The following is a 22,669-nucleotide window of genomic DNA, read 5'->3' as shown; positions in this document are numbered from 1 at the left end:
AAATATACAAAAATAGTTTAAAAACACTTTATTTTATGGGTTGATTGGAGTATAATAATTAAAATTATACAAAAGGAGACACGAATATGAAAAAATCGAAGCTTGCTCTTTTAGCTGGTGTAGCCGCTGCTTCAACGCTTTTCCTTGCTGCATGTGGTTCATCTTCTAACTCATCAAAGGGAACAACCTACAACTACGTGTATGGTACAGACCCTGATTCCTTGAACTATTTGACTTCAAATCGTTCAACTACAAGCGACATTACTACCAACTTGGTCGACGGTTTGTTTGAAAACGACCAATACGGTAACCTAGTGCCTGCTCTTGCTGAGGACTGGTCTGTTTCAAAAGACGGTCTCACATATACCTACAAGCTTCGAAAAGATGCGAAGTGGTATGATTCAGAAGGAAATGAATACGCTGACGTCACTGCAAAAGATTTTGTGACAGCTCTAAAATATGTAGCCGATAAAAAATCCGATGCTCTTTACTTGGTTCAAAACTCAGTCAAAGGCTTGGATGATTATGTAAACGGAAAAACCAAAGACTTCTCAACTGTTGGAGTCAAAGCTGTTGATGATCATACTCTTCAATATACTTTGAACCAACCAGAATCTTTCTGGAATTCTAAATTGACCACTTCTACCATGATGCCGGTCAATGAAAAATTCTTGGAATCAGCAGGAAAAGATTTCGGTAGTGTGAAACCAAATGGTATCCTCTACAACGGTGCCTATATTTTGAAGTCCTTCACTTCAAAATCACAAATCGAGTTGGAAAAGAACCCTGAATACTACGATAAGAAAAATGTTCACATCGATACCGTTAAATTAACGTACTTCGATGGATCAGACCAAGACTATCTTGCTCGTAACTTCTCAGATGGTAACCTATCTACTGCTCGTCTCTTCCCAACTAGCTCAACCTACAGTACGATTGAGAAGAAATTCAAGGATAACATCGTTTATACCCCACAAGACTCTACTGTTTACTACGCTTACTTCAACGTCAACCGTCAAAACTACGGCCATACGAAGAAGACATCGGATGAGCAAAAGAACAGCACCAAGACAGCCCTTCAAAACAAAAACTTCCGTCAAGCTTTGAACTTTGCTTTAGATAGAACTTCCTACAGCGCTCAAGTTAACGGGAAAGACGGAGCAACCAAAACTCTTCGTACCCTTCTAGTTCCACCGACATTTGTGCAAGCAGACGGGAAAGACTTCGGTACTCTCGTTGAAGAAAAACTTGCCGCAACAGGAGATGAGTGGAAAGGTGTTAGCTTCGCAGATGCTCAAGATAGCTTGCATAATGTAGATAAAGCCAAAGCAGAACTTGAAAAAGCTAAGACTGAATTGCAATCACAAGGTGTTCAATTCCCAATCCATATCGACTATGTTGTAGACCAATCTTCTAATGCTCTTGTCCAACAAGCAGACTCTATGAAGAGCTCAATCGAAGCGGCCCTTGGTAAAGACAATGTCGTGATCGATGTACAAAAATTGTCTACAGACGATGCTGATAACGCTACTTACTTTGCCCAATCACCAGACCAAAAAGACTTTGATATGGATATCACTGGTTGGGGACCTGACTTCCAAGACCCATCTACTTACTTGGATATCTTGAACCCAACAGATGGTTCAACCTTGACAGGTATGGGACTTGATCCTAAGAAAGACCAAGCGCTCATCGAGAAAATTGGTTTGAACGAATACAAAGCCTTGCTTGATGATGCCAATGCTGAAAAATTGGATACCAATGCACGTTATGAAAAATACGCTGCGGCCCAAGCTTGGTTGACAGAAAATGCTATGGTTCTTCCAATCTACTCTAAGGGTGGCGTTCCATCTATCACCAAGGTCACACCATTCTCAGCAGCAAATTCTGCAATTGGTATTAAAGGGGAAACAAGCTTCTTCAAATACCAAAAAGTTCAAGATAAGACCGTCACAACTGCTGACTACGAAAAAGCGTATAAGAATTGGTTAAAAGAAAAAGAAGAATCCAATAAAAAAGCGCAAGAAGAACTTGCAGAACATGTGAAATAATCACGATAGAAAACACCGAGGATCAAATCCTCGGTGTTTTTTGTTCAGCAACTTATCGTCACTTTCATTTCCTTTCTCGATCCTATAGAATCAGCCCTACCTCACGACAATCTTCCGATAACTTCTAGAAGTTAGAAGAAAGACGAGGACATAAGAGATGAAAAAGACAGCGCAGATGGAAAGAGTTGTTTGAAGGACCAGTCCCGCATTGGTCGCTCCTAAGATGGCAACGATCTTTGCAATCATCTTGTAGGCCACTCCTAGGTATAGGAAGGAGAAGAATAATGGAAGGAAGAAGACAGTGAGAATCTGTTTGCGAATGGTGGTGCCGGTTTTCTTTTGGTCCAATCCTACTTGTTGCAAGATCACAAAATTATCCCGATCCTCATGACCCTCTGAAATCTGTTTGTAGTAAATGACGAGTACTGTAGCTAATAGAAAGATGACCGATAGGAAAATCCCAATAAAGAGGAGAGTCCCTGCTGTTTCACGCCACTCCTTCTCTATGCTGTATCGTTCAAATCCACCAAAGAAAGTCGCACCATATTGACTCATTTTGTCTGTCGAATAAAGGTCTTTGATCAAGCCACTGATGAAATCTTGATTCTCTTTATCTTTTGCAGTAATAGCGAATTCCAAATTTTTATCAACTTTTAGTCCCAGTTGGTTCAAGTCAGGGAGGACAAGGTACAAACCCATTTGATGTTGAAACAGGTCGGATTGAGGGAGTTTTCCTTGGATAAAATTGGAGTCTAGTTTTTGTTTAATCGTGAAGGTCTTCCAATTGATTTCTAATTGCGAATCTAATTTTCCTGGATACTGATACCCATAGGCTAGGATTTCATTTTCCCCAAGCTCAACTTTTTGACCCGTCAGTTGCTCGTAAGTCGCCTGATCAAAAAAGTAGACTGTTCCCTCTGTCTTCATCTCCATCTCCTGACCAGCTTCTTGATAGGACTGTTCATAAACCTCTAAGCTCCTTCCATCAATCTTTCGAATTTCAGCCGACCAGTATATTGTCTGTGCCACCTGATAATCTGATAGATTTGTCGCATCGGCTGTTTTCTTAATTTGAGCTTGAACATCCTTGATAACTGGTTCTGTCTCAGCATCTGAAGGCATATGCCCCACACTAATCATGTAATCAGAAGGGTAAACAGTATCTAGGTAGTTCTGTCCTCCAATAAAGATATTGAGCGACCCAGTTAAGGTGACCAAGACCATGGTGGAAAGAATACTAATGGTCGCAAGACCCGCTGCATTTTTTCGCATCCGTGCTATTAAGTTGGAGACAGATATAAAATTCTCTGGCTTGTAATAGTAGGATTTCCGACCTTTGAGAAATCTTAAGAAGGTAATAGATCCTGCGTTGAATAAGAGATAGGTCGCTAGGATGACCAAGATGACGGCAATAAAGAATCCTTGAACCGCTGCAACTGGACGCTCAACGGTTAGCGCTATATAAAACGCAATTCCTAAGAGCCCAAGTCCTAAAAGAGTTTGGACCAGCAAGAAGCGTCCCTTCTTCTCTCCTGCCTTTTTCTGTTGCATGAGGTGGAGGGAACTGTAGCGCAAGAGGCGGAAAGAATTCAACAAGAGAATGAGGCCAAAAGCTAAGGCTAACCCAAGTAAAGTGTTAAGAACAGCCCCTATCTGGAAGGTTGATTGAATGACGACTGGTAGCCCCATACATTTTAGGAGCAAGGCAAAAATCAGGCGATCAAATAAGAGCCCCAAACCCAGTCCTACTCCAACTGTGAGAACATAGAAGAAGAGCAATTCCCATAAGGTCATGATGAGGAGATGCTTCTTCTCCATTCCCAGAACACTGTACAAGGCCAGTTCTTTGGAACGATTTTTCATGACAAAGCCATTGGCATAAGCCACCAAAATGATGACGACCAGCTGGACGACGAAACTACCAAAACCAAGAACAGTTCTCGCCGCCCCCCCTCCGTAAGAATCCTCTAAATGAGGGGTAGATGACAAGGCGATAAAACTATAAAGGATCATGGTCGTTAAAATGACAACCAGGGCAAAGGGGTAATAGAGTTTGCGATTTTGTTTGAGGTTGGAAAGAGCTAATTTACTTGTTAATTTAAACATCACGATCCTCCTTACCCGCCATGACTGTCAAAGTATCCGAGATTTCTTGGAACATCTGACGTTCTGTCTTTTCCCCACGGAATATCTGGTTGTAAAGGATCCCGTCCTTGATAAAGAGCACGCGCTTGGCCCGAGCTGCCGCTGCCGTTGAGTGGGTTACCATGAGGATGGTTTGCCCCATACTATTAATATCTTCAAAGACATCTAGAAGTGCAGCCGAAGACTTGGAATCCAGCGCCCCTGTTGGCTCATCAGCAAGGAGGATTTCAGGTGAGGTGATGATAGCCCGTGCCACAGCCACCCGTTGTTTTTGCCCACCAGAGATTTCGTAAGGGTATTTTTCTAAGAGCTGGTGAATGCCCAATTCCCGACTCACGCTATCCACCTTGCTCATCATTTCCTTGACTGGTCTGCGAGAAAGGACCAGAGGCAAGAGGATATTGTCCTTGACCGATAAGGTATCGAGAAGGTTGAAATCTTGAAAGACAAAGCCTAGTTTTTCCCGACGGAAACTGGAGGCATCCTTGTTCTTGATGGTTGAGGTGTCGGTGCCATTGAGGTAGACCCGTCCTTCCGTCGGCTGGTCCAGCATGGCCAGGATATTGAGGAGGGTCGATTTCCCGGATCCTGATTCCCCCATGATGGCGACATATTCACCCTCTTCCACAGTGAAGTGAATATCTTTCAAGGCTTCGACTTGCGTTCCTTGAAAGCGGGTTTTGTAGATTTTTTTGATATGTTGAACGTCTAGTAGGGTCATGGTCCGTTCCTTTCTAGCTCGAAAAAGCTTCAATTGTTTTTTACAAATCAATTGTACTAAAATAAGAACGCTTTCACCATAACATAACCTTACATTTTACCCTTTATTTCTTACATTTTTGTAAGAAAGCAAAAAAACAGGCTAGGACTTGAGGTCCTAACCTATTTATTTTTTGATTATTCAGCTGATGAAGAGGTAGCTTTCCCAAGAGATTCGTAGACACCTTTAAGAATGTTTGTCATTGAGTCACGAGCTGTTCTAATTTGTTGCAAGAAAGGTGTACGCCCTTGCTCAGGAACAAGCGTGTCATCTGAACCTGCACTTGATAGCATGGTATTGAATTGAGCTTTTGAGTCATCCAAAGCCTTAATCGCTGGTTCTACTTGTTGAGTGTATGCAGATCTTTGTGCTTCTGGAATTTGTTGGCCGATATCTTGTGCGTATTTTTTATAGCTATCTACTAATTTACCATAAAGATTTTTAAAATCACCAATTGTTTTGGCATTGTCAATTTCTTCATCTGTCAACAAGACAACTTCTGGAACATTAACAGAAGATTTTGATGTTTTTGAGGAACTGCTTGATTTGCTTTCTGAAGTAGATGATTTTTCTACTTTGCTAGAAGATGCTTTTGCTTCTTTGTTAGAAGATTCTGAAGCAGTTTTACCTGAACATGCTGCCAATGTTGCAACTGACAAGAGAGCCACACCGGCTGTAAGAAGTTTTTTCATTGTTATTCTCCTATAAATAAAGTTTGAATATATTTTAAATGATTTCCCTTTACTTGTCAAATGTTTTCTGTTTTTAAATACTTTTACAACGGCATTTATTACTACCTTTTAACATATTTTCTTTCCTAAATATCTTTTTATAATTTGGTTTTTTATTCATTTTATGAATAAATGAAAACCAGAAAACAATCATTTTCTGGTCTATTCTTCCTTCTTACTGATGAAGGATTTGAGTAAATGCTTCTTGAAGTTCCTTGTTGTCCGTTGGTTTTAGATACATCTTTCCACCATTGGTCGTTGGAGAATGAAAGACAATGGCTTCTCCCGTATCTGTAATGGCAAAGAAATAACTATGCACATCTGGATATTTGTCCCAATTGCTATAGCGTTCTACAATGCGGTACTTGGCATTTCCTTGACCGGTATCTGTATAAATGGCATCCATCTTGCTATTTTCCCCTAGAGTATAGAGGTTGTCTGGTCCTACATCACCACCAGCGATGCCTTTTTGGTAGTTGGGCTGCCCCATCTTCTCACCCCAAGTCTTCATAAATTCTGCTAATTTTGCTGATTTTTCAGCATTCCAAGGTGTTTTATCCTGACTTTGGCTATTTCCCGCTGATGGTGTGCTTTCAAAGGGTTGCCAGTCAAAACTCTTGAGATCTAGTTTATCCTCATCAGATTTTCCAAAGAGGGCATTGAGATCTGACCCCGGCATCTGGACTTCTTCTTCCTGGACTTTGGTCGCGACTTGGGACGTCTTTTCTATTCGTGAAAGCACGGCTACACCACGGCCAGTTCCCGACAACCAGCTGACTTCTAAAACATCTCCTCCCTGATAGAGGGTCGTCGCATTGCGTGCACCTCCATGACCAGCAACGAAACCTTCTGCTAACAGGGTCGGTTTTTGATCCTTGAGGTAATACACCCCCGTCACAAAGTAGCTCCCATCAGTTTGCTGATTGGCAATGATCATCTCGTCTACCCCATCGTCATTCAGGTCCTTAAAAGCATACCGAACCGCTTCTGGCTGATTGATAATGGTCTCAATCACCCAGCTATTGATCATCCGATCTTCTTTGGCTAATTGAGAATTCAATTTTGAAATAGCATCCACATCCTTTGAAGTAGCAAAAATCTTTTGATAGTCTGAAAAAACAGACTGGTATAATTGTTTGTTATCTGCTTTTTTCGTCTGTTTATTTGTGCTTGTCTGGCTGGTTGCAGCCTCTTTTTTGGGACTGGATTTGCGTTGGTATCTCTGGTAACATCCTGTTAACAAAATCATACTTGAAACCACTAAGCCCAACTGCATCCACTGTTTTCTTTTCATCTGATCTCCTTTCGTCTCCCCTATTTTCATACTAAACTTTATTATACTAAAAAAAGGGTGAGGAAGGAATCCCTTCTTCACACTTAGTTTCCTTTATTCGGACTTCTTCTACGATCCGTTTGACTTTCAATATGCTCTTTCACCAAGGCGACGACCTCATCATTGGTTGGAAGGTCCGAGTGCTGGGCATCTTCGCCCGTCACTGTAATCTCCGTATAGCTCGCAGCTTGGTTTTGATAGATGTATTTCCCAGCAGATACACTGGCATCTGGGACCAACTCATCTGAATCATAGGTAATGGTCCCTGCTACTGAATACATATGGAGCGTATTAGGGATGGCTTCTTTTCCCTTGATAAAATCCGCCAACATCTCAGATTTGTTTTGAATATTGGTTTCTGTGAAGTTGTATGGGGTGCCGATGGTCATCAAGGTTTTCAGATTGATATCATAATCCCCTAGATAATTTTCAATAAAGGCTGTATAAATCAAACCACCGTTGGAATGACCCAAGCCCTTAAAATTATTAAAATTATATTTTTCTTGAAGGGCTTCGAAGGCTTGATTAAATAATTTGGCTTGCTTTTTAATGTTGCTATAGCCATCTTTGTTGTTTTCAAAACCAACCACAATTACCGGCTCATTGTCCTTGGCATCAATACTACCACTATAGGTGATATGCCCATCATTCCAAACCTTAACCTTAAGTAGACTGTGTTTGGTTCCTTGGCGGTCTTGGTTGAGCTTGGTCACCAAACCATCAAAGCGCTTCTCTGTCGCAGAGCTTCCCGGGATCATGATGATGGGAGACAATTTTGAATTATAAAATTTCTCGATTCTTGAAACATTGGTCCGAGTCCAGCTATAAGAAGGAATGGCTAAAGCGATCAAGAAAAGACTGACCAAAGTGAGGACGATGGCTGTTTTTTTAGATTGTTTCATCGCTTTCTCCTTTCACTTTTAGATCTTTTCGGATACGATTTCCCATGCGGACAAATGGTAGATAAAGGAGCACATCGACGGCAAAACAAAGTATACTGACAGCTAAGGCTCTCAGACTCCCGCCCGTTCCAATAAAAGCATAGAGAAGGCTAGGAGTCCCATCTGGCACCGGATAGACGGCTGCTGGCATCAGCTTGAAGCACAAAGCTAGAGCTGCTATCGCCATATTCACCAAAGGAATCAACAAGAAAGGAATCACATAAAGCAGGTTGAGAAGGACCGGTATCCCTACCATGAAAGACGCCCCGTTGTTAAAGAGACTTGGAAACAGACTGAGAAAACTGACTTTCTTGTCCTTTTGACTTCGTGAAACCAATAAGATTGCAACCAAAAGCGCTAGGACAGCTCCAACACCTGCTACCAGACCAAAACTACGGTACAAATTGGTCAAGGTATAGAGATGAGGAATGCCTGTCGTTGTATGATGCGTCACAGCGTAGGTGAGATTTTCCAAAGCAAAATTGTCATCCGCAATTGAGTTCAAGGCAAAGGCTTGACTATTACCAAACCAAGCAGATAGCCCACTAAATAGTCCCATGACAAAGGTGGACAGGAGATGATGACTGCTTACCGTTAGAGAAGCCAAGAACTGTCGGATAGTCTGAAAAATATTAAATTGATTTCCAAGAACCACAAGAAGATTGAGGCTGACCCCTAGAACTAAGGATAAGAAAATGGGACGCACCGTCTTGGGTTGATAGATGAAATCCTTGTCTACAATCTGGTCGTCACTGGCCTTGGATAGACGAAAGATCTGCCCAATTAGATAGCCTAAAAAAATCGCTAAGACGATATTGGTCGTCGCAGGTAAGTTGATACGCGTCAGTTGCCCATCATTGAGTGGTCTCACCAACAATTCCTGGGACCCTACAATCAAGCTGACCAAAAGAGCGGTGACACCTGCTGTCCCTGTACTTCTACCGTAGTGCCCAGCTGTGTATTTTCCAGCGAAGTAGGTCGCTAACGGTCCAGCTAGACCTCCTAGAAAGTTGGAAATATTACCGAGGACCTGGCTGATGGCCTGATCCCATGGCAACCAGCTATCCATCGAAAAGAGCTGATGGATATAGCCACGATCGGAGAAGACCGATAAGGCGATCACCCGAATGATTCCTGAAAATAGAAAAAAAGGAAATAAGGAAACCAGTGTTTTCTGGGAAATTTGAATCAAACTTTTTTCTCGTAACCAGAAAAACTTCTGGACTAAATACTTGGTCATGTGGCCTCCTGTTCGAGTTGATTGACTTCTTCACGTTTACTGCTTTCTTCTTATTATATCATACTGGCGAACCTTTCCTTTCGTTTGGAGAAGCGTCGTCTTTTGAGAATACTTTTATAATTTTCAAAATTTTTCAAAAACTCTTTGACAGGGACCTTCATTTCCTCTATACTATTTGTTAGCTAACAAAACGATGGAGCAGGTTGCCGTAGGTCCCACTATGCTACCTGACGGAAAATCAGATCGTTACCTTGATTTTTATACCATAGTCCATATCTTTAGGAAGATTTAGGAGGAATCAGACACCGATGTCACAAGAAAAAATTTCAGACAAGGTCCTGTTTGCAATCTTTGCGACGGGGATCCTTTCTTTTTGCGGGGTAGCTGGAGAAACTGCCATGAATATCACCTTCCCAATATTGATGAAGGAATTTGAGATCAATACCGCAACCGTCCAGTGGGTCACCACCATCTATCTTCTGGTGGTTGCCTGTGTGGTCCCCTTATCTGCCTATCTCAAACGCTCCTTCAAAATGAAGTCCATCTTTTTAGTTGGAAATCTCCTGTCTGTTTTAGGTGTTCTCATTGACTTCCTAGCTCCAAGTTTTGGCTTTGTGGTTCTGGGTCGATTGGTCCAAGGAATGGGGGTTGGTTTTGCCCTTCCTCTGATGTTTAATATCATTTTAGAGCAGGTCCCAAAACGCAAGATCGGTCTCATGATGGGAGTGGGGACCCTGATCACAGCCATCGCTCCCGCCATTGGGCCTACTGTCGGTGGTCTCTTGACAGCTAACTTCGGCTGGCGGTCCATCTTTTTGGTTCAATTCCCGATCCTTCTAGCTTCGCTAGTTGCAGGACTTCGCTCCATTGAGCAAATCAGTAAAGTCAAACGAGAAACCCTTGATATCATGAGCCTTCTCGCCATTATTGCATCATTTTTAGGCTTGATTCTAGGCATTCACGGTCTCTCTGACCATGCTTTCTTTAGTTTTTCTGTCCTTGGTTGGCTGGTGATTGGGTTCTTGGGACTCGTTCTCTTAGTCTGGCGGTCCAATCAGTTGGAGAATCCCATTATCAACCTTGCCATCTTAAAGAACCATCTCCTCACTGGCCATGTTCTTGCCTTTTTCACTTTCCAATTAGGTTCTCTGGCCATGAGTTTCCTCTTGCCCAATTATATCCAGTTGGTCAACCACTCTAACACCACACTTGCAGCTTTGATGCTGCTTCCAGGAGCCATCATCGGAGCTGGCTTTGCTCCTTTCTCCGGTCTCATTCTAGATAAACTAGGCGCCCGCAGACCAATTCTCCTTGGAGCTGTTTTGATCCTTCTGGCTCATTTCTTCTTCACACTCTTTGGCTTGAAGTTATCAAATGTCTTGATTCTTGTCTTTTACATGATCTTCATGACCGGTATGGGGCTTGCCTTTGGCAATATCATGACCAACGGACAAAAACAACTCTCTCTGGAAGAGCAACCTGATGCGAACGCGATTTTTAACACCTTGCAACAATTTGCAGGCGCTGTCGGAACAACCCTAGCTTCGCTGATCGTTGCCATGAGCCAAGCTAATCAAAAGATGGACTTCACCCAAGCCACTGCTAAAGGAAGCCGCAACGGTTTTATGGTCTTATTTGCCTTAGGCATCTTCCAACTCCTTCTCTTATTTTGGGTTGTGGGGAAAGAACAAGATACGAATTAATTTTTCTCATCAGAAAACAGCAATTTGCTGTTTTTTTGTTATCCTTTCCGCACTCGCGTTAGAATACCATCAGGATCCTCAAAGGTAAAATCACTTCTGCTAAATAAATCTTGCTAGAATAGGCGTATGACCTATTCTTTCTTTTTGCTTGCAATGCCAAAGATTATAACTTAAATTTCATTAAATTGTCGAACTTTTATCATTTGAGTTAAAATCCTTGCTTTCTTATTGTATTTTATTTATAATCATTCTAAATAAGATAAAGGAGACATTGTATGACTGAAATGAAACATGGAGTAGATGAATCATTTAACGACCGCTTGAATATCTTGAGAGCCGCTGTTCTCGGGGCCAATGATGGGATTATTTCTATTGCTGGGGTGGTGATTGGGGTAGCCAGTGCCACACCAAACATCTGGATCATTTTCCTATCTGGCTTGTCGGCGATTCTGGCAGGTGCCTTTTCGATGGCGGGCGGTGAGTATGTCTCTGTTTCCACACAAAAAGACACGGAAGAAGCCGCTGTGAACCGCGAACAAGCCTTGTTGGATCGCGATCCAAAGTTAGCGAGAGAATCTCTCTACCACGCTTACCTTCAAAATGGAGAATGCGAAACTTCCGCAAAGATTTTGACAGAACGGGCCTTTATGAAACATCCACTCAAAGCCCTGGTCGAAGAGAAATATGGTATCGAATATGAGGAGTTTACTAATCCTTGGCATGCTGCTGCATCTAGCTTTCTTGCTTTTTCGGTTGGTTCCCTTCCTCCAATGCTCTCTATTATTCTCTTTCCAACTGCCTATCGCATCCCGGTGACGGTCTTCGTTGTTGGACTATCCTTGATCTTCACTGGCTATACCAGTGCAAAACTGGGAAAAGCACCAACCAAGCCAGCCATGCTTCGCAACCTCATCATTGGCCTTCTCACCATGGGTGTGACTTACTTCTTCGGACAACTCTTTAGTATCTAAAAAGCTGAGACTTCTGTCTCAGCTTTTCTTATGCTTCTAATAAGGCTTGTGCTTGTTTTTCCAGTCCTGCGACCGCTTCATCTGTCAAGACTAATTCACCTGTTTCCCAAGCTTCTGGGTTAACGGTTGTTCCAGTAAACTCTCCAACCACTTGAGTCCGAACGAAAGGCAAGAGCGCTTGGTAAGCCGCAAACATTGGTTCGTGTCCGGCATTGGCTACTGAAGAAACCGTTACGATCTTATCTTGAAGGGCAGATGGACCACGAGTTTCTGACAGGTCAAGGGCACGGCTAAGCCAGTCGATTAGGTTTTTCACTACACCTGGAATAGCAAAGTTATAGACTGGCGAGAAGATCCAGATGGCATCCGCAGCAAGAACCGCATCACGCGCTGCCTGCACAGCTGGTAGGGTTGGTGTTTCCAAATCTTGGTTCATCATTGGAATGTCCTTGTAGTCCAAGTAAGTCACCGTTGCTTTTCCTTCCAGAAGACTTTCTGCTTTCTTAGCCATTTGGTGGTTAAAAGATCCTTGACGAAGGGATCCGACAATAAATAAAATGTTTTTCATAGTTGTTTCCTCTTTCTGTTGTAAGATTTTTTGTTACAATAGCTATTATACACGATCATAATGTAATGTCAAGGATTACAACTCGGACATTTTAAACTTTTATTTCATTTCACCAAGGAAGGGCCAAGAGGAGTGAGAAAAAAAGGTTAGACAAAAGTGTCCAACCTTCAATAAATCATAACCGTATAAATCTGTAGAGGATTAATATCCAAGAAAAACGACTCCCAGAGATCTTTACAATCCATTTTAGAACTACTTTTTTATAAGCAAGGTAATTCTCAAGCCCCAAATTCTGTTCGCGCTACTACTCCTCGTTAGACGAATCCGTAGCCAACATTTTTTTGATGGATTCGCTGGATAAATCCGTCATTTCAGCAATCATCTCAATACTCATCCCCTTCAAAGATAGTTTTTGAATCAGAGACTGCTGACCAGCTTGAACTCCCAACTCCATGCCTTCTTGTCTGCCTTGTTCCAATCCCTGTTCGAGACCACGCTCGAGTCCTTGTTCGAGACCTTGTTCTAAACCTTGTTCAAGACCTTGTTCGAGTCCCTGTTCGAGTCCCTGTTCAAGACCTTTTTTCAACCCTTTCTGAAAACCGGCTTCCAGTTGTTCTTTCCGAAAGGTATCCATGCTCATCTCCCAATTTTCTCTGATACGAATCCGTTCATCAATCATTTCTTTTTCCTCCCTTGTCCAATTTGATGGGATTAGGAGTGATTCTGCCTGCTCGATCACTTGATCTGGTTGATGACTGAATGGGCGATTACCAAAAAATTCAAGCCATTGTCTCCAGTGAGCATTCAACTCCGTATCTCTACTTTCATTATACTTATCCAACTCTAAAAAGGCAACCTTTAACATATTGTGCGCTACTCCATCCTTTCGAGAGCTATAAAGAGGTGTCCCGTCTACTGTATGGCGCATTTCATAAACATTGACAGGTGAATCTAAATGAGGAAAAATACTTCGCTCCAGGATAGCGATCCCATAGACCGGCTCCAGCTCCTGGTACATAGAATGGGTTGCCCCTTTCTTTCGCTTGCGTTGGACATTTTCTACCAGTTGATTGGCTAAATAATAGTGGAAACGATTCAAGAAATACTCTTGCTTCAAAACTTGAATCTCAATGATGACTTCAAGCCCACTATCTAGTCTTGCTCTCACATCAACGGATGTTTCAAAAGGAAGATCTCCTAAAAACCCCTGCTCATGTATCTGGTCTCCTTCTAAAATCTCAACGGACTCTACTGGCAGATCCAATACTTCGCGGATGAATTTGGCTGTCACATCCGGTAGACTAAAAATCTTTTTCGCCATTAAATCCAAGGTGGGCGATACATACTCGTGTCGTTTCTTCATAGCAACCTCCAATGATTTCGTGTAGGGAATCCCCTCACTTATACCATTCGAAAAAATTGCAGAAAAAAGGGAGTGGGAAAGAACTCTGACTAGTTAAAAAGAGTTCGTTTTCCCACCCCCGCATAGCTTCAACAGTCTCGGAGACTGTTGAAGGTTGTGGATAAAGGAAACTTTGTTTCCCTCATTAGGTTATCTTTGGAGCTTAAAAAGCGAACAAAGATACCAATCAACCACTGCGTCATACTTTTACGCCTATTATACATCGAAGGGTGAACAGATTTTGCCCAGCCCCCTCACTCTTATGCATGCTCCAATCCTTTTCGTGTATTTTCTTTGATAGTTTCGGCTGAATGGAGTAATTTTTCTTTTTCTTCTTCTGTCAAATGCAAATCCAATCGTTCAAGAATTCCTTTTCGACCTACGATCGCTGGGTAGCCAAGATAGGTTCCATATTCTGGACGATAGTTAGACACAGGCATTTCCTCGTGGCTATCATTAATCACAGCTTCTGCCAAGCGTTGGGTTGCTGCTGCAATCCCAAAATTGGTATAGAATTTGCCAAAGAAGACCGTGTGGCCACCGCGCAGGGACTCGTAGTTGATGGCGTCAAGCTCTTCTTGAGAGAAGAGATCGGTAATGGCGTGTCCCTTAACACGGACCTGACTCCAAGCAACAAATTGAGAATTTCCATGCTCACCGAGGTTGTAACCTGATACACTAGCAGGAGAAACCTGCAAACGATCAGCGACTGCACGCTTCATCCGAGCTGTATCCAGCAACGTCCCTGTCCCAATCACCTGCTCTTTTGGAAGGCCGGTATATTGTTGATAAAGTTGAGTGACGGCATCGACCGGATTGGTCACTACCAATAAGACCCCGCTAAAGCCAGAAGCCTTCAAATCACGCGCTACTTGCACCACTTGCTTGCTGGTAAAGGGAAGCTCCGCAAAACGGTCATCAGTGTTATTAGCCTGCAACTCGATATTTCCAAGAGTCGACACCACGACATCCGCATCTTCTAAAGCTGCGTAATCATTGACCGTGATATGAACTGGATACCCCGTATTGGCAACCGTATCACAGAAATCCAAGGCATCTGCCTTGACCTTTTTCTCATTGGTATCAATCAAGACCAAGTGATCACAGGTGTGTTTCAAAATCATGCTGTGGGCCAAGGTCGCACCCACATGCCCCAAACCAATAATACCAATTTTTCTTGTCATCAGAATCCTCTTTTCTAGTATCGATCACACTGTTGGTGAGGATAGCTCTTTGTTGACTCTATTCTACCACAATTCTAGAAAGGCGGATTGAAAAAATGGGAAAATTTTCAAGTTTTTTCAAAAAAAGAGGCAGTGCCTCTTTTAACGACTCAGGAAAGAAGAGTCTCAATTTCTTCAATGGTTAAGCCCGTCATATCCGAGATCAACTCAGGCGACATTCCTCGTGATACCATCTCGCATACCAACTGTTTACGACCTTGTTCGAGACCTTCTTCTCGCGCTTCATCAATCGCTGTCTCCAGGGTCATATCATAATTTTCTTGAATACGAATCCGCTCGTCTATCATGGTCTTCTCCTCCTTGGTCCAGCTAGATGAATCTAATAATGAATCTGCGTGGGCAACGGCCTGACTGGGAGCTTTTGTGAAGGGAAGATTCCCAAAAAACTCTAGCCACTGTCTGCCTGCATCTGTCAGGTTCTCATCTTTATTATACTTGTCTAGCTCTAAAAAGGCAACCTGCAGAAGATTTTGGTGCTTGCCATTTTTATAATAGGCCTTAAGTTGCTTGCCGGACCGGCTATTGGTCAGCCAGTATTTGTTGATAGCGGCCTCTTCGTCCAGTAAGAGCGACTTCTCCAAAATGGCAATTCCATAGACGGGCTCCATCTGCTCGTACATCTTATGTGTCTGTCCTTGCTGACGCAGTTTTTGTACATTCTCCACAAGCTGATTGGCCAAATAGTAATGGAATCGATTCAAGAAATACTGCTGCTTGCGAATCTGGATCTCGATGATCACCTCGGTTCCATCATGGAGCTTGGCTCTCACATCCACCGCAGTGGAGAACAAGTCATCCTCCTCATAAGCCATGCTGTGGGGCTGGCTTCCCTCCACAATCTGAGCGTTCGCTACATCCAGCTCCAAAATGTCTCGAATAAAAGCCGTCGTCACCTCCGGCAAACTAAAAATCTTCTTTGCCATGATGTCCAAGGTCGGCGATACATGCGCGTGTCTCTTTTGCATCCCTGCTCCTTTTCGATAAAAAATAGAGGGAATGTCCCTCTACTTCTATAATTCGAAAAAAATTGGGAAATAAGAAACATCTTATTTTGTCGCATTTTTTAATGCTTGTTGGAGTTCTTCATCTACGGCATAGACGTATAAACCGTTTACTCCACGTGTCAGCAAAACATTTAACTCATTTCGCAATAATGTTTCTCCGTAATTAATCATTTCACCTGATTCAAGTTTTCTGTTTTGAACAGCACTTTTATTTTTGCTTTCACCTATATCAAAAATAATTTTCCCGTCTCTATATTTGACAGATGGGCCAATGATAACTCCCACATAATTTAGATCAAATCCCTGAACGGTAAATGTTGAGCCAATTTCATGAATCGTTTGAGATTGCTCTATCCAGGATAAATGCTTCGAGTCTTTTTCTTTTGCAAGTTGTCTGTTCCACGGACAAGACCAGTCTCCGATACGGACACACCAATACTCAGAATCTGTTGGCTTCGATTTGCTGCTATATTCCCAATCGTAGGTTGCTGTCAAGCGTGAAATTCCTAAGTTCTGATCGCCATCCTTTTTTATGATAGCTTTTTGAAGCTCTTCAGGAGAGTCGAAAACTCTAATATCATAATCATTATCAATTGGAACCTTATTCACAACTCCAACATCAACAAGATTTCTTATCCACTCTACTGTTTCCTTTGTCGCATGGATACGCATTTGATTATGTAGTGTAATGAGATTTCCTTTTAGATTTGCCTCGTGTTCTAATTTCAAAAAAGAATCATCTGTCCATATTTGAGATTTGTTCATAATCTGATTTTCATCATAAACAAGTACGACTACTTTTGATTTCGCAAGTAAATCATTTAAATGATTCCCGCCTAAATAGGCTTGATTTTTTGCAGTCAATAACAAGTGACCTTCATCAACCACTACAATTCCAGCATCAGTTTTTTCTTTTTTCAGAGCATTTAAAAATTGAGTTGGTTTCATCACAACATTAATATTTGATCCACTCTTCCATTCCAATTTTTTCTCAATTTCTTGGTAAACACTGAGTTGATCATCATGATTCACAACCAAATTGATATCATTGTTCTCACGAATCATCTGAGTATCTTCAGAATTCAATAAATCATCAACGAGAGAACTCATCAAAACTGTTTTTCCTGCACCAGCATCACCCTTTACTAAAATTAAAACTCCTGTCTCATTTCTACTGATAACAGAGGTGATTTTTAGCAAAATTTCATTTTTAGCCTTTACTTGTTCATCCGTTAACTTGTGAAATGGAGAAGATTTAAATATCGCTGAATTTCGAATAAAACTTTCTGCTGGGAATAAATAATGGTTTTTCCGATTTAGGGTTCTCCATATCTTTGAGAAAATCTCGTCTAACTCTTCAGAAGTATAATATTGATTTTGAGGATTTCCTCTTCTATTCTGAACCCTTTCAACTTGGTCAACACTTGATAGGTAGAGCATTAACCTATTCTCAATATCCAAGGTCAAAGATTTATTGAAATGGTTATGCCCAATGACAAACATTTTCGATGTTTTAGATTGTTCAAATTGTAGCCAGTCTTCTCGGTTCTTCTTTATATCATCTGATAAGTGTTGATTTGTTCTTCGAATAATATCTGTTGTTTCTCCAACATATACGCTATACTTATTTTTAGTTTCATCGTTTACGATGTATACAGTTGGGTAATCAAAAATGAGCTTAGAATGTTTTGGTGCAATCGTTTCTTTTAATTGATCAAATGTTCGACTTGAATAGTCGATTTCTATGACTATGGGTGATTGAATCTTGCTCATTTTTTCTCCAAGTCCGTATATTTTTTATTGCTACCCTTACTCAATTCTACAGGATATTTTTTTGAATTTATGTCTATTTTCTCTTTTATAATTTCTTCTACATCCAGATTCAAATTATCTGCTAACATGAAAGAATACATAAAAACATCCGCAAGTTCTTCTTTGATTTCTTGTAATGACTTTTCAACTACTTCCTCTGATTGTTTCCACTGAAATAGTTCCAACAATTCGCTTGCTTCTAATGAAATTGAAATGGCTAGATCTTTTTCATTATGAAACTTTCTCCAGTCACGTTCATCTCTAAATTGATTAATTAAGTCGATTAATTCCTTCATCCGTCTATCCTTTTCCTGTGCATAATCTCCTATTATTATAGCATGTTTGGGAAAGAAATTAACGCTTTCAAAGCATTTTGTTGGTTTTTGGCGTAAAAAAACGAACCTGGTCTGGTCCGTTTTTCTTAGTCTAGTTGGATCCCTTTTTCTGCTAGATTCTCCAGGCATTCATGGAGGTAAGTATCCTGGTGCTCAGGATAGATGGGAGTATTCAAGGCTTCCTCTTCTAGTTCTGGATAGGCTGGGCAGGTCTTGCCTCGGTAGGTCGGCTCCCACCACTCTGGGCTGACCTTGTAGCCACGAGCGGTCATCTCCTCCATGATCAGGCAGTGATAGGCATAGAGGCGATAGGGCGAGTAGTCAAAGACATAGTTGACCGTCGCGTGCTTCTTGCCCCAGCCATTGCCCCTTAGGGCGCAGCATTCCCGGTGTTGGCCCAGGAGCTGGGGACGAGGGAGTTTGGGAATCAAGTCTTGGTGCCAGAGTCTCATCTATTGGCCTCCTAGTAGAGTGGAGTCTTGTAAGTAGCGATTCGGGTAGCGCTCCAATAGCGTCTGGATCCCCTTGATAAGATCTTCTTGCTGGGCTTGGCCATGCTGGTATTTCTCAAGTAGCAGCATAAAGTCCGCCTTTTCCTCTGCAGTCGCCTGCTTTTTGAAATAGCCCCAGATATGCTGAAAGGCATTGGAGACCTGGCCACGATTTTCTGGCAAGGCCAGCGCTTGCTGGATCAGGTCCTCGACGTGGCTGACCTCCACCTGGTCTCGCTTGAGGTATTCCCGGATCTCCTTGTAAATGTTGCTGGAACGACTCAGCACCAGGTATTTATTTTTCGCCCATAGGACTTGACAGTGATGTTTTTGATCCACTCGTGTCTCCTTTTGATCTTCTCTATGAATAGTCCTCCCATTATACCATGGAAATGAGTGAAGTCATAAAAAAAGAAGCCAGACTTTTGTCCAGCTTTTTTAATTAATTACAAGGCTGTGATGGCTGTGATCAAACCAAAGATGATCCCTGGTGCATTGGCTGCAGCAAGTGGGATATCGCGTTCTTTTTTAAAGAGTCCGTAGTAGACCCAAAGGCTACAGTTGATAGCTGCGACAAGGGGTTGGACAAAGTTTCCTTTGTGACCAGCGAGATTATCCATAATTTGAGGAAAGTAAGACACGTACATCATCACAGACATAAAGGTCGCAACCCAACCAAGAATTTTCATTTGTTTTTCATTCATTTTTATGATACCTTTCATTTTTTAAGTACGCACTATTCTAACGCTTGCCCTCTTAAAATTCAAGTACTTTTTTCAAATGTTACCGAACTGTAAAGTGTCACAATCTTGTGATTTTGCAGGAAGATGGATTTCTTTTCGAGTGAATTTTCTCTCTAGTTACCATTTTTTGACACTTTGTCTAATTCTTTTGCAAATGTGATCGTTTTCATTTTGCGTAGCATGCAAATTAATTGCATTTTCTTCCTACTTATGCTATTTTAATACACAGAGGTAAAATTTTATGAATAAACAAAAAATCAACAAAATCGTTGGCTCGATCGGTGCCTTTATTGGGATTATCGTTTTCATTGCCTACATCCCACAAATTATTGCTAATTTACAGGGAAATAAGGCCCAACCTTTCCAACCCTTGTCAGCTGCTATTTCTTGCTTGATCTGGGTCATTTATGGTTGGACAAAGGAACCTAAAAAAGACTGGATTTTGATCATTCCGAATTCGGCAGGTGTCATCCTAGGGGGATTGACTTTCCTTACATCACTTTAATAGAAAGTGAACAAAGACTGAACTCTACGGGTTCAGTCTTTTTTGTGTATCCCTTTGAAAAACAAAAACAATCGCAGTCGGTTTTCGTACAAAAAAGCCCGCTATGAGCAAGCTAAAAAAATTGACAATTCTTTTCTTTGAATAACCTATGCTGGATTATTGTGCAAAAATATCCAAATAATATCTGATTATTATTAGAGTATATTGAAACTTTCCGCTGTGAGAAAAGTGCCTGAAATAATTATGTTTCAGGCACTCGGAATTATTGAGACCTTAGGCTCAATAATTAGTCATGGAACTTCTTCGAAGTTCGCTGACGTCCGTACTCACCTAAGGAAAGTTTCTAATTTAATTTGAGTTTCTTTTCCTAAATCTGCACAATCTTGCGATAACTACGAGAGGTGATCCAAAAGACGATTAGGTAGGTGATGAGAAAGACGGCACAGACACTGAGGGTGACGATGAGGACTTGGCTACTATTGATGACACCGAGCACTTTAAGAATAAGGCGGATCATATGGTAGGCAAAGGCCAGGTGGACAAAGGCAAAGATAAGGGGAAGGAAGAAGACGGTTCGCACTTGACGGTTGATGGTCCGTTTGACTTCATCTTCATCAAGTCCCACCTGTTGGAGGATAACGAAGCGGTCACGGTCTTCATAGCCTTCTGAGATTTGCTTGTAGTAGATGACGATGACTGTTCCGACCATAAAGATCAATGACAAGAAAATACCAATAAAGAAGATGCCACCAAAGAGGCTATTCATTTCTCTCACATTATATGCTCGATTGCCTCCATAGACAAAAGTTCCTTGTCCCTGTTGGCTACTCAGTTCATCGATCATCTTGTCATAACTAGCTGCCAGCTTGAGTTGCTGGTCTTCGTCAACATTGACATTGAAACCACCATAGATTTGAGTAACGACAGCAAGGTTCGGAAACTGAGCGACAAAGGCTGAAAGGTCAGGCACGATCAGGTAATTGAAATCCTCTGTCAGCATATTGAAGATATTTGGAACATGATCGGTGATAAAATCCTTGGTCACTTCTTCCTTGACTTGGAAGTCTTGCCCATTGATGGTAAACTGCTTTTGCCCTTTCAGAGCCTTATTGTGGGCAAAGAGGATGACTTGGTTGCCTGTCAGATTGACTTGTTCTCCTGTCATCTGCTCATAGCTAGCTGCATCAAAGACCAGAAAGACTGTTCTCGGTCTGACATCGTGTTCATCATCAGGATAGACCGTGAAGTCTGTGCCCTTTTGTGATTCGACCCCAAAGGTAGCATAGTTCATCAGGTCACGATTTTTGATCTCAAGCTGGTGCTCAGATGCAAATTCATCAAATTTTTGATTGATTAGCTCCAAATCCACGCCTTTTCCTTGAATGGAGAAATCATGTGGATTCATGATTTTCTTGATCGTTTCACCACCGATATAGATGTTGGTTGCAGAGGAGATGGTCACCAATACCATGGTTGAGAGGATGGCAATGGTCGCAAGGCCCACTGCATTTTTCTTCATGCGATAGATGAGGTTAGAGACCGAAATCATGTTGTTGGGTTGGTAATAATAGGCCTTCTTTTTCTTAAGCAAGTGCAAGAAGACAGTGATCCCTGCATTAAAGAGCAGATAAGTTCCGATCATGACCAAGATAACTGCTAGAAAGAAGATCACAATCGCAGACATGGGGTCTTCAACAGCTAGCGCTAGATAGTAGCCAAAACCGAGTGAAGCTATGCCAAGGATGGTTTGGGGCCACAAGAAGCGGGCTTTCTTTTCACCACTGGCTTTCTCACGCGTCAACTGCAAGGCATTCAAACGGAGAATGCGCCAAGCGTTGAGAAAAACTAGGAGGCCAAAGATGAGACCAAAGGTGACAAAGACCAAAATTACAATCCCAGGTTGGAAGGTGGATACTAGCTGGACCTTCATCTTCATGAGTTTCAAGAGAAAGGCAAAGATCAGCTTGTCAAAGAGAGCCCCAATCAAAACACCAGCTGAGACAGTCACAAAACCAAAGATCAAGAGCTCCTTGAAGATCATGCTGATGAGATGCCGCTTTTCAAGGCCCAGCATGCTGTAGATTCCCAGCTCCTTGGAGCGATTTTTCATGACGAAGCTATTGGCATAGAGCACGATGATAGCTCCCGCCGCATTGACCACAAACAGTCCCAAGCCTAGGGTGAAGAGTATGGAAGATCCCCCTCGCAGCTTAGAAATGTTGGGATTAAAGGTCAGGGAGTCAAAAAGGTAAGCGATGGTCACTGCGAGAATGACCGCAATCGCAAAGGGATAATAGAGCTTGCGGTTCTTGATCAGATTGGAGCAAGCTAGTTTAGTGGTTAATCGAAACATCTACTCCACCTCACTTGCCATGACTGTCAGAGTATCCGAGATTTCTTGGAACATCTGACGCTCCGTCTTTTCCCCACGAAAAATCTGGTTGTAAAGGATCCCATCCTTGATAAAGAGCACGCGCTTGGCACGTGCTGCTGCTGCGGTCGAGTGGGTCACCATGAGAATGGTTTGTCCCATGGTGTTGATATCTTCAAAGACATCTAGCAATGCTGCCGAAGACTTAGAATCCAGCGCCCCTGTTGGCTCATCGGCAAGGAGAATTTCTGGTGAGGTAATAATGGCACGCGCTACGGCTACCCTTTGTTTTTGCCCACCAGAGATTTCGTAAGGGTAT

General features: G+C 42.1%; 21 protein-coding genes. 4 read left to right on the top strand and 17 right to left on the bottom strand.

Features of this window, described 5'->3' with window-relative positions:
• Positions 1–86: 86 nt before the first annotated feature.
• Complete coding sequence (locus tag HMPREF2893_RS00585) at positions 87–2,051, top strand: peptide ABC transporter substrate-binding protein (RefSeq protein ID WP_070673794.1); 1,965 nt, start codon at positions 87–89, stop codon at positions 2,049–2,051.
• Between the two features lie 96 nt (positions 2,052–2,147).
• On the opposite strand, the gene HMPREF2893_RS00580 is transcribed toward HMPREF2893_RS00585, so the two are convergent.
• The 6 genes from HMPREF2893_RS00580 to HMPREF2893_RS00555 all read right to left on the bottom strand — a co-directional run bounded on the left by HMPREF2893_RS00580 (position 2,148) and on the right by HMPREF2893_RS00555 (position 9,201).
• A complete protein-coding gene (locus HMPREF2893_RS00580) occupies positions 2,148–4,157 on the bottom strand; it encodes an FtsX-like permease family protein (protein WP_070673793.1) in 2,010 nt (669 codons plus the stop codon).
• Positions 4,150–4,917: an ABC transporter ATP-binding protein gene (locus HMPREF2893_RS00575; protein ID WP_070673792.1), complete on the bottom strand. Its 768-nt coding sequence runs from the start codon at positions 4,915–4,917 to the stop codon at positions 4,150–4,152. Before HMPREF2893_RS00575 ends, HMPREF2893_RS00580 begins: the two co-directional genes overlap by 8 nt.
• A gap of 176 nt (positions 4,918–5,093) precedes the next feature.
• The gene (locus tag HMPREF2893_RS00570) at positions 5,094–5,648 is read right to left on the bottom strand and encodes a hypothetical protein (RefSeq protein WP_070450402.1); all 555 of its coding nucleotides are present in this window, start codon (positions 5,646–5,648) and stop codon (positions 5,094–5,096) included.
• Between the two features lie 214 nt (positions 5,649–5,862).
• Positions 5,863–6,981, bottom strand: a complete 1,119-nt coding sequence (locus tag HMPREF2893_RS00565; RefSeq protein ID WP_070673791.1) for a DUF4767 domain-containing protein — start codon at positions 6,979–6,981, stop codon at positions 5,863–5,865.
• Positions 6,982–7,064: 83 nt separating this feature from the next.
• The gene (locus HMPREF2893_RS00560; protein ID WP_070673790.1) at positions 7,065–7,922 is read right to left on the bottom strand and encodes an alpha/beta hydrolase; all 858 of its coding nucleotides are present in this window, start codon (positions 7,920–7,922) and stop codon (positions 7,065–7,067) included.
• Positions 7,909–9,201 (bottom strand): PTS transporter subunit EIIC, encoded by a 1,293-nt coding sequence (locus HMPREF2893_RS00555; protein ID WP_070673789.1) that lies wholly within the window; start codon positions 9,199–9,201, stop codon positions 7,909–7,911. The genes HMPREF2893_RS00560 and HMPREF2893_RS00555 overlap by 14 nt, the downstream gene beginning before the upstream one ends.
• A 308-nt stretch (positions 9,202–9,509) precedes the next feature.
• Between HMPREF2893_RS00555 and HMPREF2893_RS00550 the strand changes: the two genes are divergently transcribed.
• A complete protein-coding gene (locus HMPREF2893_RS00550) occupies positions 9,510–10,904 on the top strand; it encodes an MFS transporter (RefSeq protein WP_070673788.1) in 1,395 nt (464 codons plus the stop codon).
• Between the two features lie 275 nt (positions 10,905–11,179).
• On the top strand, positions 11,180–11,875 hold the full coding sequence (locus HMPREF2893_RS00545; RefSeq protein WP_061590981.1) for a VIT1/CCC1 transporter family protein: 696 nt from the start codon (positions 11,180–11,182) through the stop codon (positions 11,873–11,875).
• A gap of 28 nt (positions 11,876–11,903) precedes the next feature.
• Here HMPREF2893_RS00545 and HMPREF2893_RS00540 read toward each other — a convergent pair whose 3' ends face one another.
• From HMPREF2893_RS00540 to HMPREF2893_RS00500, 9 genes are all read right to left on the bottom strand, one after another.
• On the bottom strand, positions 11,904–12,443 hold the full coding sequence (locus HMPREF2893_RS00540) for an NADPH-dependent FMN reductase (RefSeq protein ID WP_045759196.1): 540 nt from the start codon (positions 12,441–12,443) through the stop codon (positions 11,904–11,906).
• Between the two features lie 304 nt (positions 12,444–12,747).
• Positions 12,748–13,806 carry an Rpn family recombination-promoting nuclease/putative transposase gene (locus HMPREF2893_RS00535; RefSeq protein WP_070673787.1) on the bottom strand — a complete coding sequence of 353 codons (1,059 nt, stop codon included), beginning with the start codon at positions 13,804–13,806 and terminating at the stop codon, positions 12,748–12,750.
• Positions 13,807–14,105: 299 nt separating this feature from the next.
• Entirely contained in the window at positions 14,106–15,029 is a 924-nt protein-coding gene (locus HMPREF2893_RS00530) for an L-lactate dehydrogenase (RefSeq protein ID WP_070673786.1), read from the bottom strand.
• A gap of 149 nt (positions 15,030–15,178) precedes the next feature.
• Complete coding sequence (locus HMPREF2893_RS00525) at positions 15,179–16,054, bottom strand: Rpn family recombination-promoting nuclease/putative transposase (RefSeq protein ID WP_070673785.1); 876 nt, start codon at positions 16,052–16,054, stop codon at positions 15,179–15,181.
• An 81-nt stretch (positions 16,055–16,135) separates the two neighbouring features.
• Positions 16,136–17,866 carry a DUF2075 domain-containing protein gene (locus HMPREF2893_RS00520; RefSeq protein WP_049498468.1) on the bottom strand — a complete coding sequence of 577 codons (1,731 nt, stop codon included), beginning with the start codon at positions 17,864–17,866 and terminating at the stop codon, positions 16,136–16,138.
• Positions 17,863–18,201, bottom strand: coding sequence for a nucleotide pyrophosphohydrolase (locus tag HMPREF2893_RS00515; RefSeq protein WP_049498475.1), 339 nt, complete (start codon positions 18,199–18,201; stop codon positions 17,863–17,865). Before HMPREF2893_RS00515 ends, HMPREF2893_RS00520 begins: the two co-directional genes overlap by 4 nt.
• Before the next feature lie 125 nt (positions 18,202–18,326).
• Positions 18,327–18,692 (bottom strand): TIGR02328 family protein, encoded by a 366-nt coding sequence (locus tag HMPREF2893_RS00510; RefSeq protein WP_070673784.1) that lies wholly within the window; start codon positions 18,690–18,692, stop codon positions 18,327–18,329.
• Positions 18,693–19,070 (bottom strand): YbgA family protein, encoded by a 378-nt coding sequence (locus tag HMPREF2893_RS00505; protein ID WP_070673783.1) that lies wholly within the window; start codon positions 19,068–19,070, stop codon positions 18,693–18,695.
• 107 nt (positions 19,071–19,177) lie between these two features.
• On the bottom strand, positions 19,178–19,435 hold the full coding sequence (locus tag HMPREF2893_RS00500) for a SemiSWEET family transporter (RefSeq protein WP_003006102.1): 258 nt from the start codon (positions 19,433–19,435) through the stop codon (positions 19,178–19,180).
• Between the two features lie 280 nt (positions 19,436–19,715).
• Between HMPREF2893_RS00500 and HMPREF2893_RS00495 the strand changes: the two genes are divergently transcribed.
• A complete protein-coding gene (locus HMPREF2893_RS00495; protein WP_006596747.1) occupies positions 19,716–19,979 on the top strand; it encodes a SemiSWEET family transporter in 264 nt (87 codons plus the stop codon).
• 367 nt (positions 19,980–20,346) lie between these two features.
• Here HMPREF2893_RS00495 and HMPREF2893_RS00490 read toward each other — a convergent pair whose 3' ends face one another.
• Positions 20,347–22,332 (bottom strand): FtsX-like permease family protein, encoded by a 1,986-nt coding sequence (locus tag HMPREF2893_RS00490; RefSeq protein ID WP_070673782.1) that lies wholly within the window; start codon positions 22,330–22,332, stop codon positions 20,347–20,349.
• A partial coding sequence (locus HMPREF2893_RS00485) for an ATP-binding cassette domain-containing protein (RefSeq protein ID WP_148131906.1) occupies positions 22,333–22,669 on the bottom strand: 337 nt, incomplete at its 5' end. It abuts the gene before it with no gap.

Origin of the sequence: Streptococcus sp. HMSC072C09 (assembly GCF_001813105.1) — a bacterium.
In the GTDB taxonomy this organism is placed as follows: Bacteria; Bacillota; Bacilli; order Lactobacillales; family Streptococcaceae; genus Streptococcus.
The sequence above is the reverse complement of the archived record's forward strand: the minus strand, read 5'-3'. Positions and strand labels throughout refer to the sequence as shown.

Coding starts and splice junctions, on each gene's coding strand:
- HMPREF2893_RS00585 (WP_070673794.1), top strand. CDS start 87: ATGAAAAAATCGAAGCTTGCTCTTTTAGCTGGTGTAGCCGCTGCTTCA.
- HMPREF2893_RS00580 (WP_070673793.1), bottom strand. CDS start 4,157: ATGTTTAAATTAACAAGTAAATTAGCTCTTTCCAACCTCAAACAAAAT.
- HMPREF2893_RS00575 (WP_070673792.1), bottom strand. CDS start 4,917: ATGACCCTACTAGACGTTCAACATATCAAAAAAATCTACAAAACCCGC.
- HMPREF2893_RS00570 (WP_070450402.1), bottom strand. CDS start 5,648: ATGAAAAAACTTCTTACAGCCGGTGTGGCTCTCTTGTCAGTTGCAACA.
- HMPREF2893_RS00565 (WP_070673791.1), bottom strand. CDS start 6,981: ATGAAAAGAAAACAGTGGATGCAGTTGGGCTTAGTGGTTTCAAGTATG.
- HMPREF2893_RS00560 (WP_070673790.1), bottom strand. CDS start 7,922: ATGAAACAATCTAAAAAAACAGCCATCGTCCTCACTTTGGTCAGTCTT.
- HMPREF2893_RS00555 (WP_070673789.1), bottom strand. CDS start 9,201: ATGACCAAGTATTTAGTCCAGAAGTTTTTCTGGTTACGAGAAAAAAGT.
- HMPREF2893_RS00550 (WP_070673788.1), top strand. CDS start 9,510: ATGTCACAAGAAAAAATTTCAGACAAGGTCCTGTTTGCAATCTTTGCG.
- HMPREF2893_RS00545 (WP_061590981.1), top strand. CDS start 11,180: ATGACTGAAATGAAACATGGAGTAGATGAATCATTTAACGACCGCTTG.
- HMPREF2893_RS00540 (WP_045759196.1), bottom strand. CDS start 12,443: ATGAAAAACATTTTATTTATTGTCGGATCCCTTCGTCAAGGATCTTTT.
- HMPREF2893_RS00535 (WP_070673787.1), bottom strand. CDS start 13,806: ATGAAGAAACGACACGAGTATGTATCGCCCACCTTGGATTTAATGGCG.
- HMPREF2893_RS00530 (WP_070673786.1), bottom strand. CDS start 15,029: ATGACAAGAAAAATTGGTATTATTGGTTTGGGGCATGTGGGTGCGACC.
- HMPREF2893_RS00525 (WP_070673785.1), bottom strand. CDS start 16,054: ATGCAAAAGAGACACGCGCATGTATCGCCGACCTTGGACATCATGGCA.
- HMPREF2893_RS00520 (WP_049498468.1), bottom strand. CDS start 17,866: ATGAGCAAGATTCAATCACCCATAGTCATAGAAATCGACTATTCAAGT.
- HMPREF2893_RS00515 (WP_049498475.1), bottom strand. CDS start 18,201: ATGAAGGAATTAATCGACTTAATTAATCAATTTAGAGATGAACGTGAC.
- HMPREF2893_RS00510 (WP_070673784.1), bottom strand. CDS start 18,692: ATGAGACTCTGGCACCAAGACTTGATTCCCAAACTCCCTCGTCCCCAG.
- HMPREF2893_RS00500 (WP_003006102.1), bottom strand. CDS start 19,435: ATGAATGAAAAACAAATGAAAATTCTTGGTTGGGTTGCGACCTTTATG.
- HMPREF2893_RS00495 (WP_006596747.1), top strand. CDS start 19,716: ATGAATAAACAAAAAATCAACAAAATCGTTGGCTCGATCGGTGCCTTT.
- HMPREF2893_RS00490 (WP_070673782.1), bottom strand. CDS start 22,332: ATGTTTCGATTAACCACTAAACTAGCTTGCTCCAATCTGATCAAGAAC.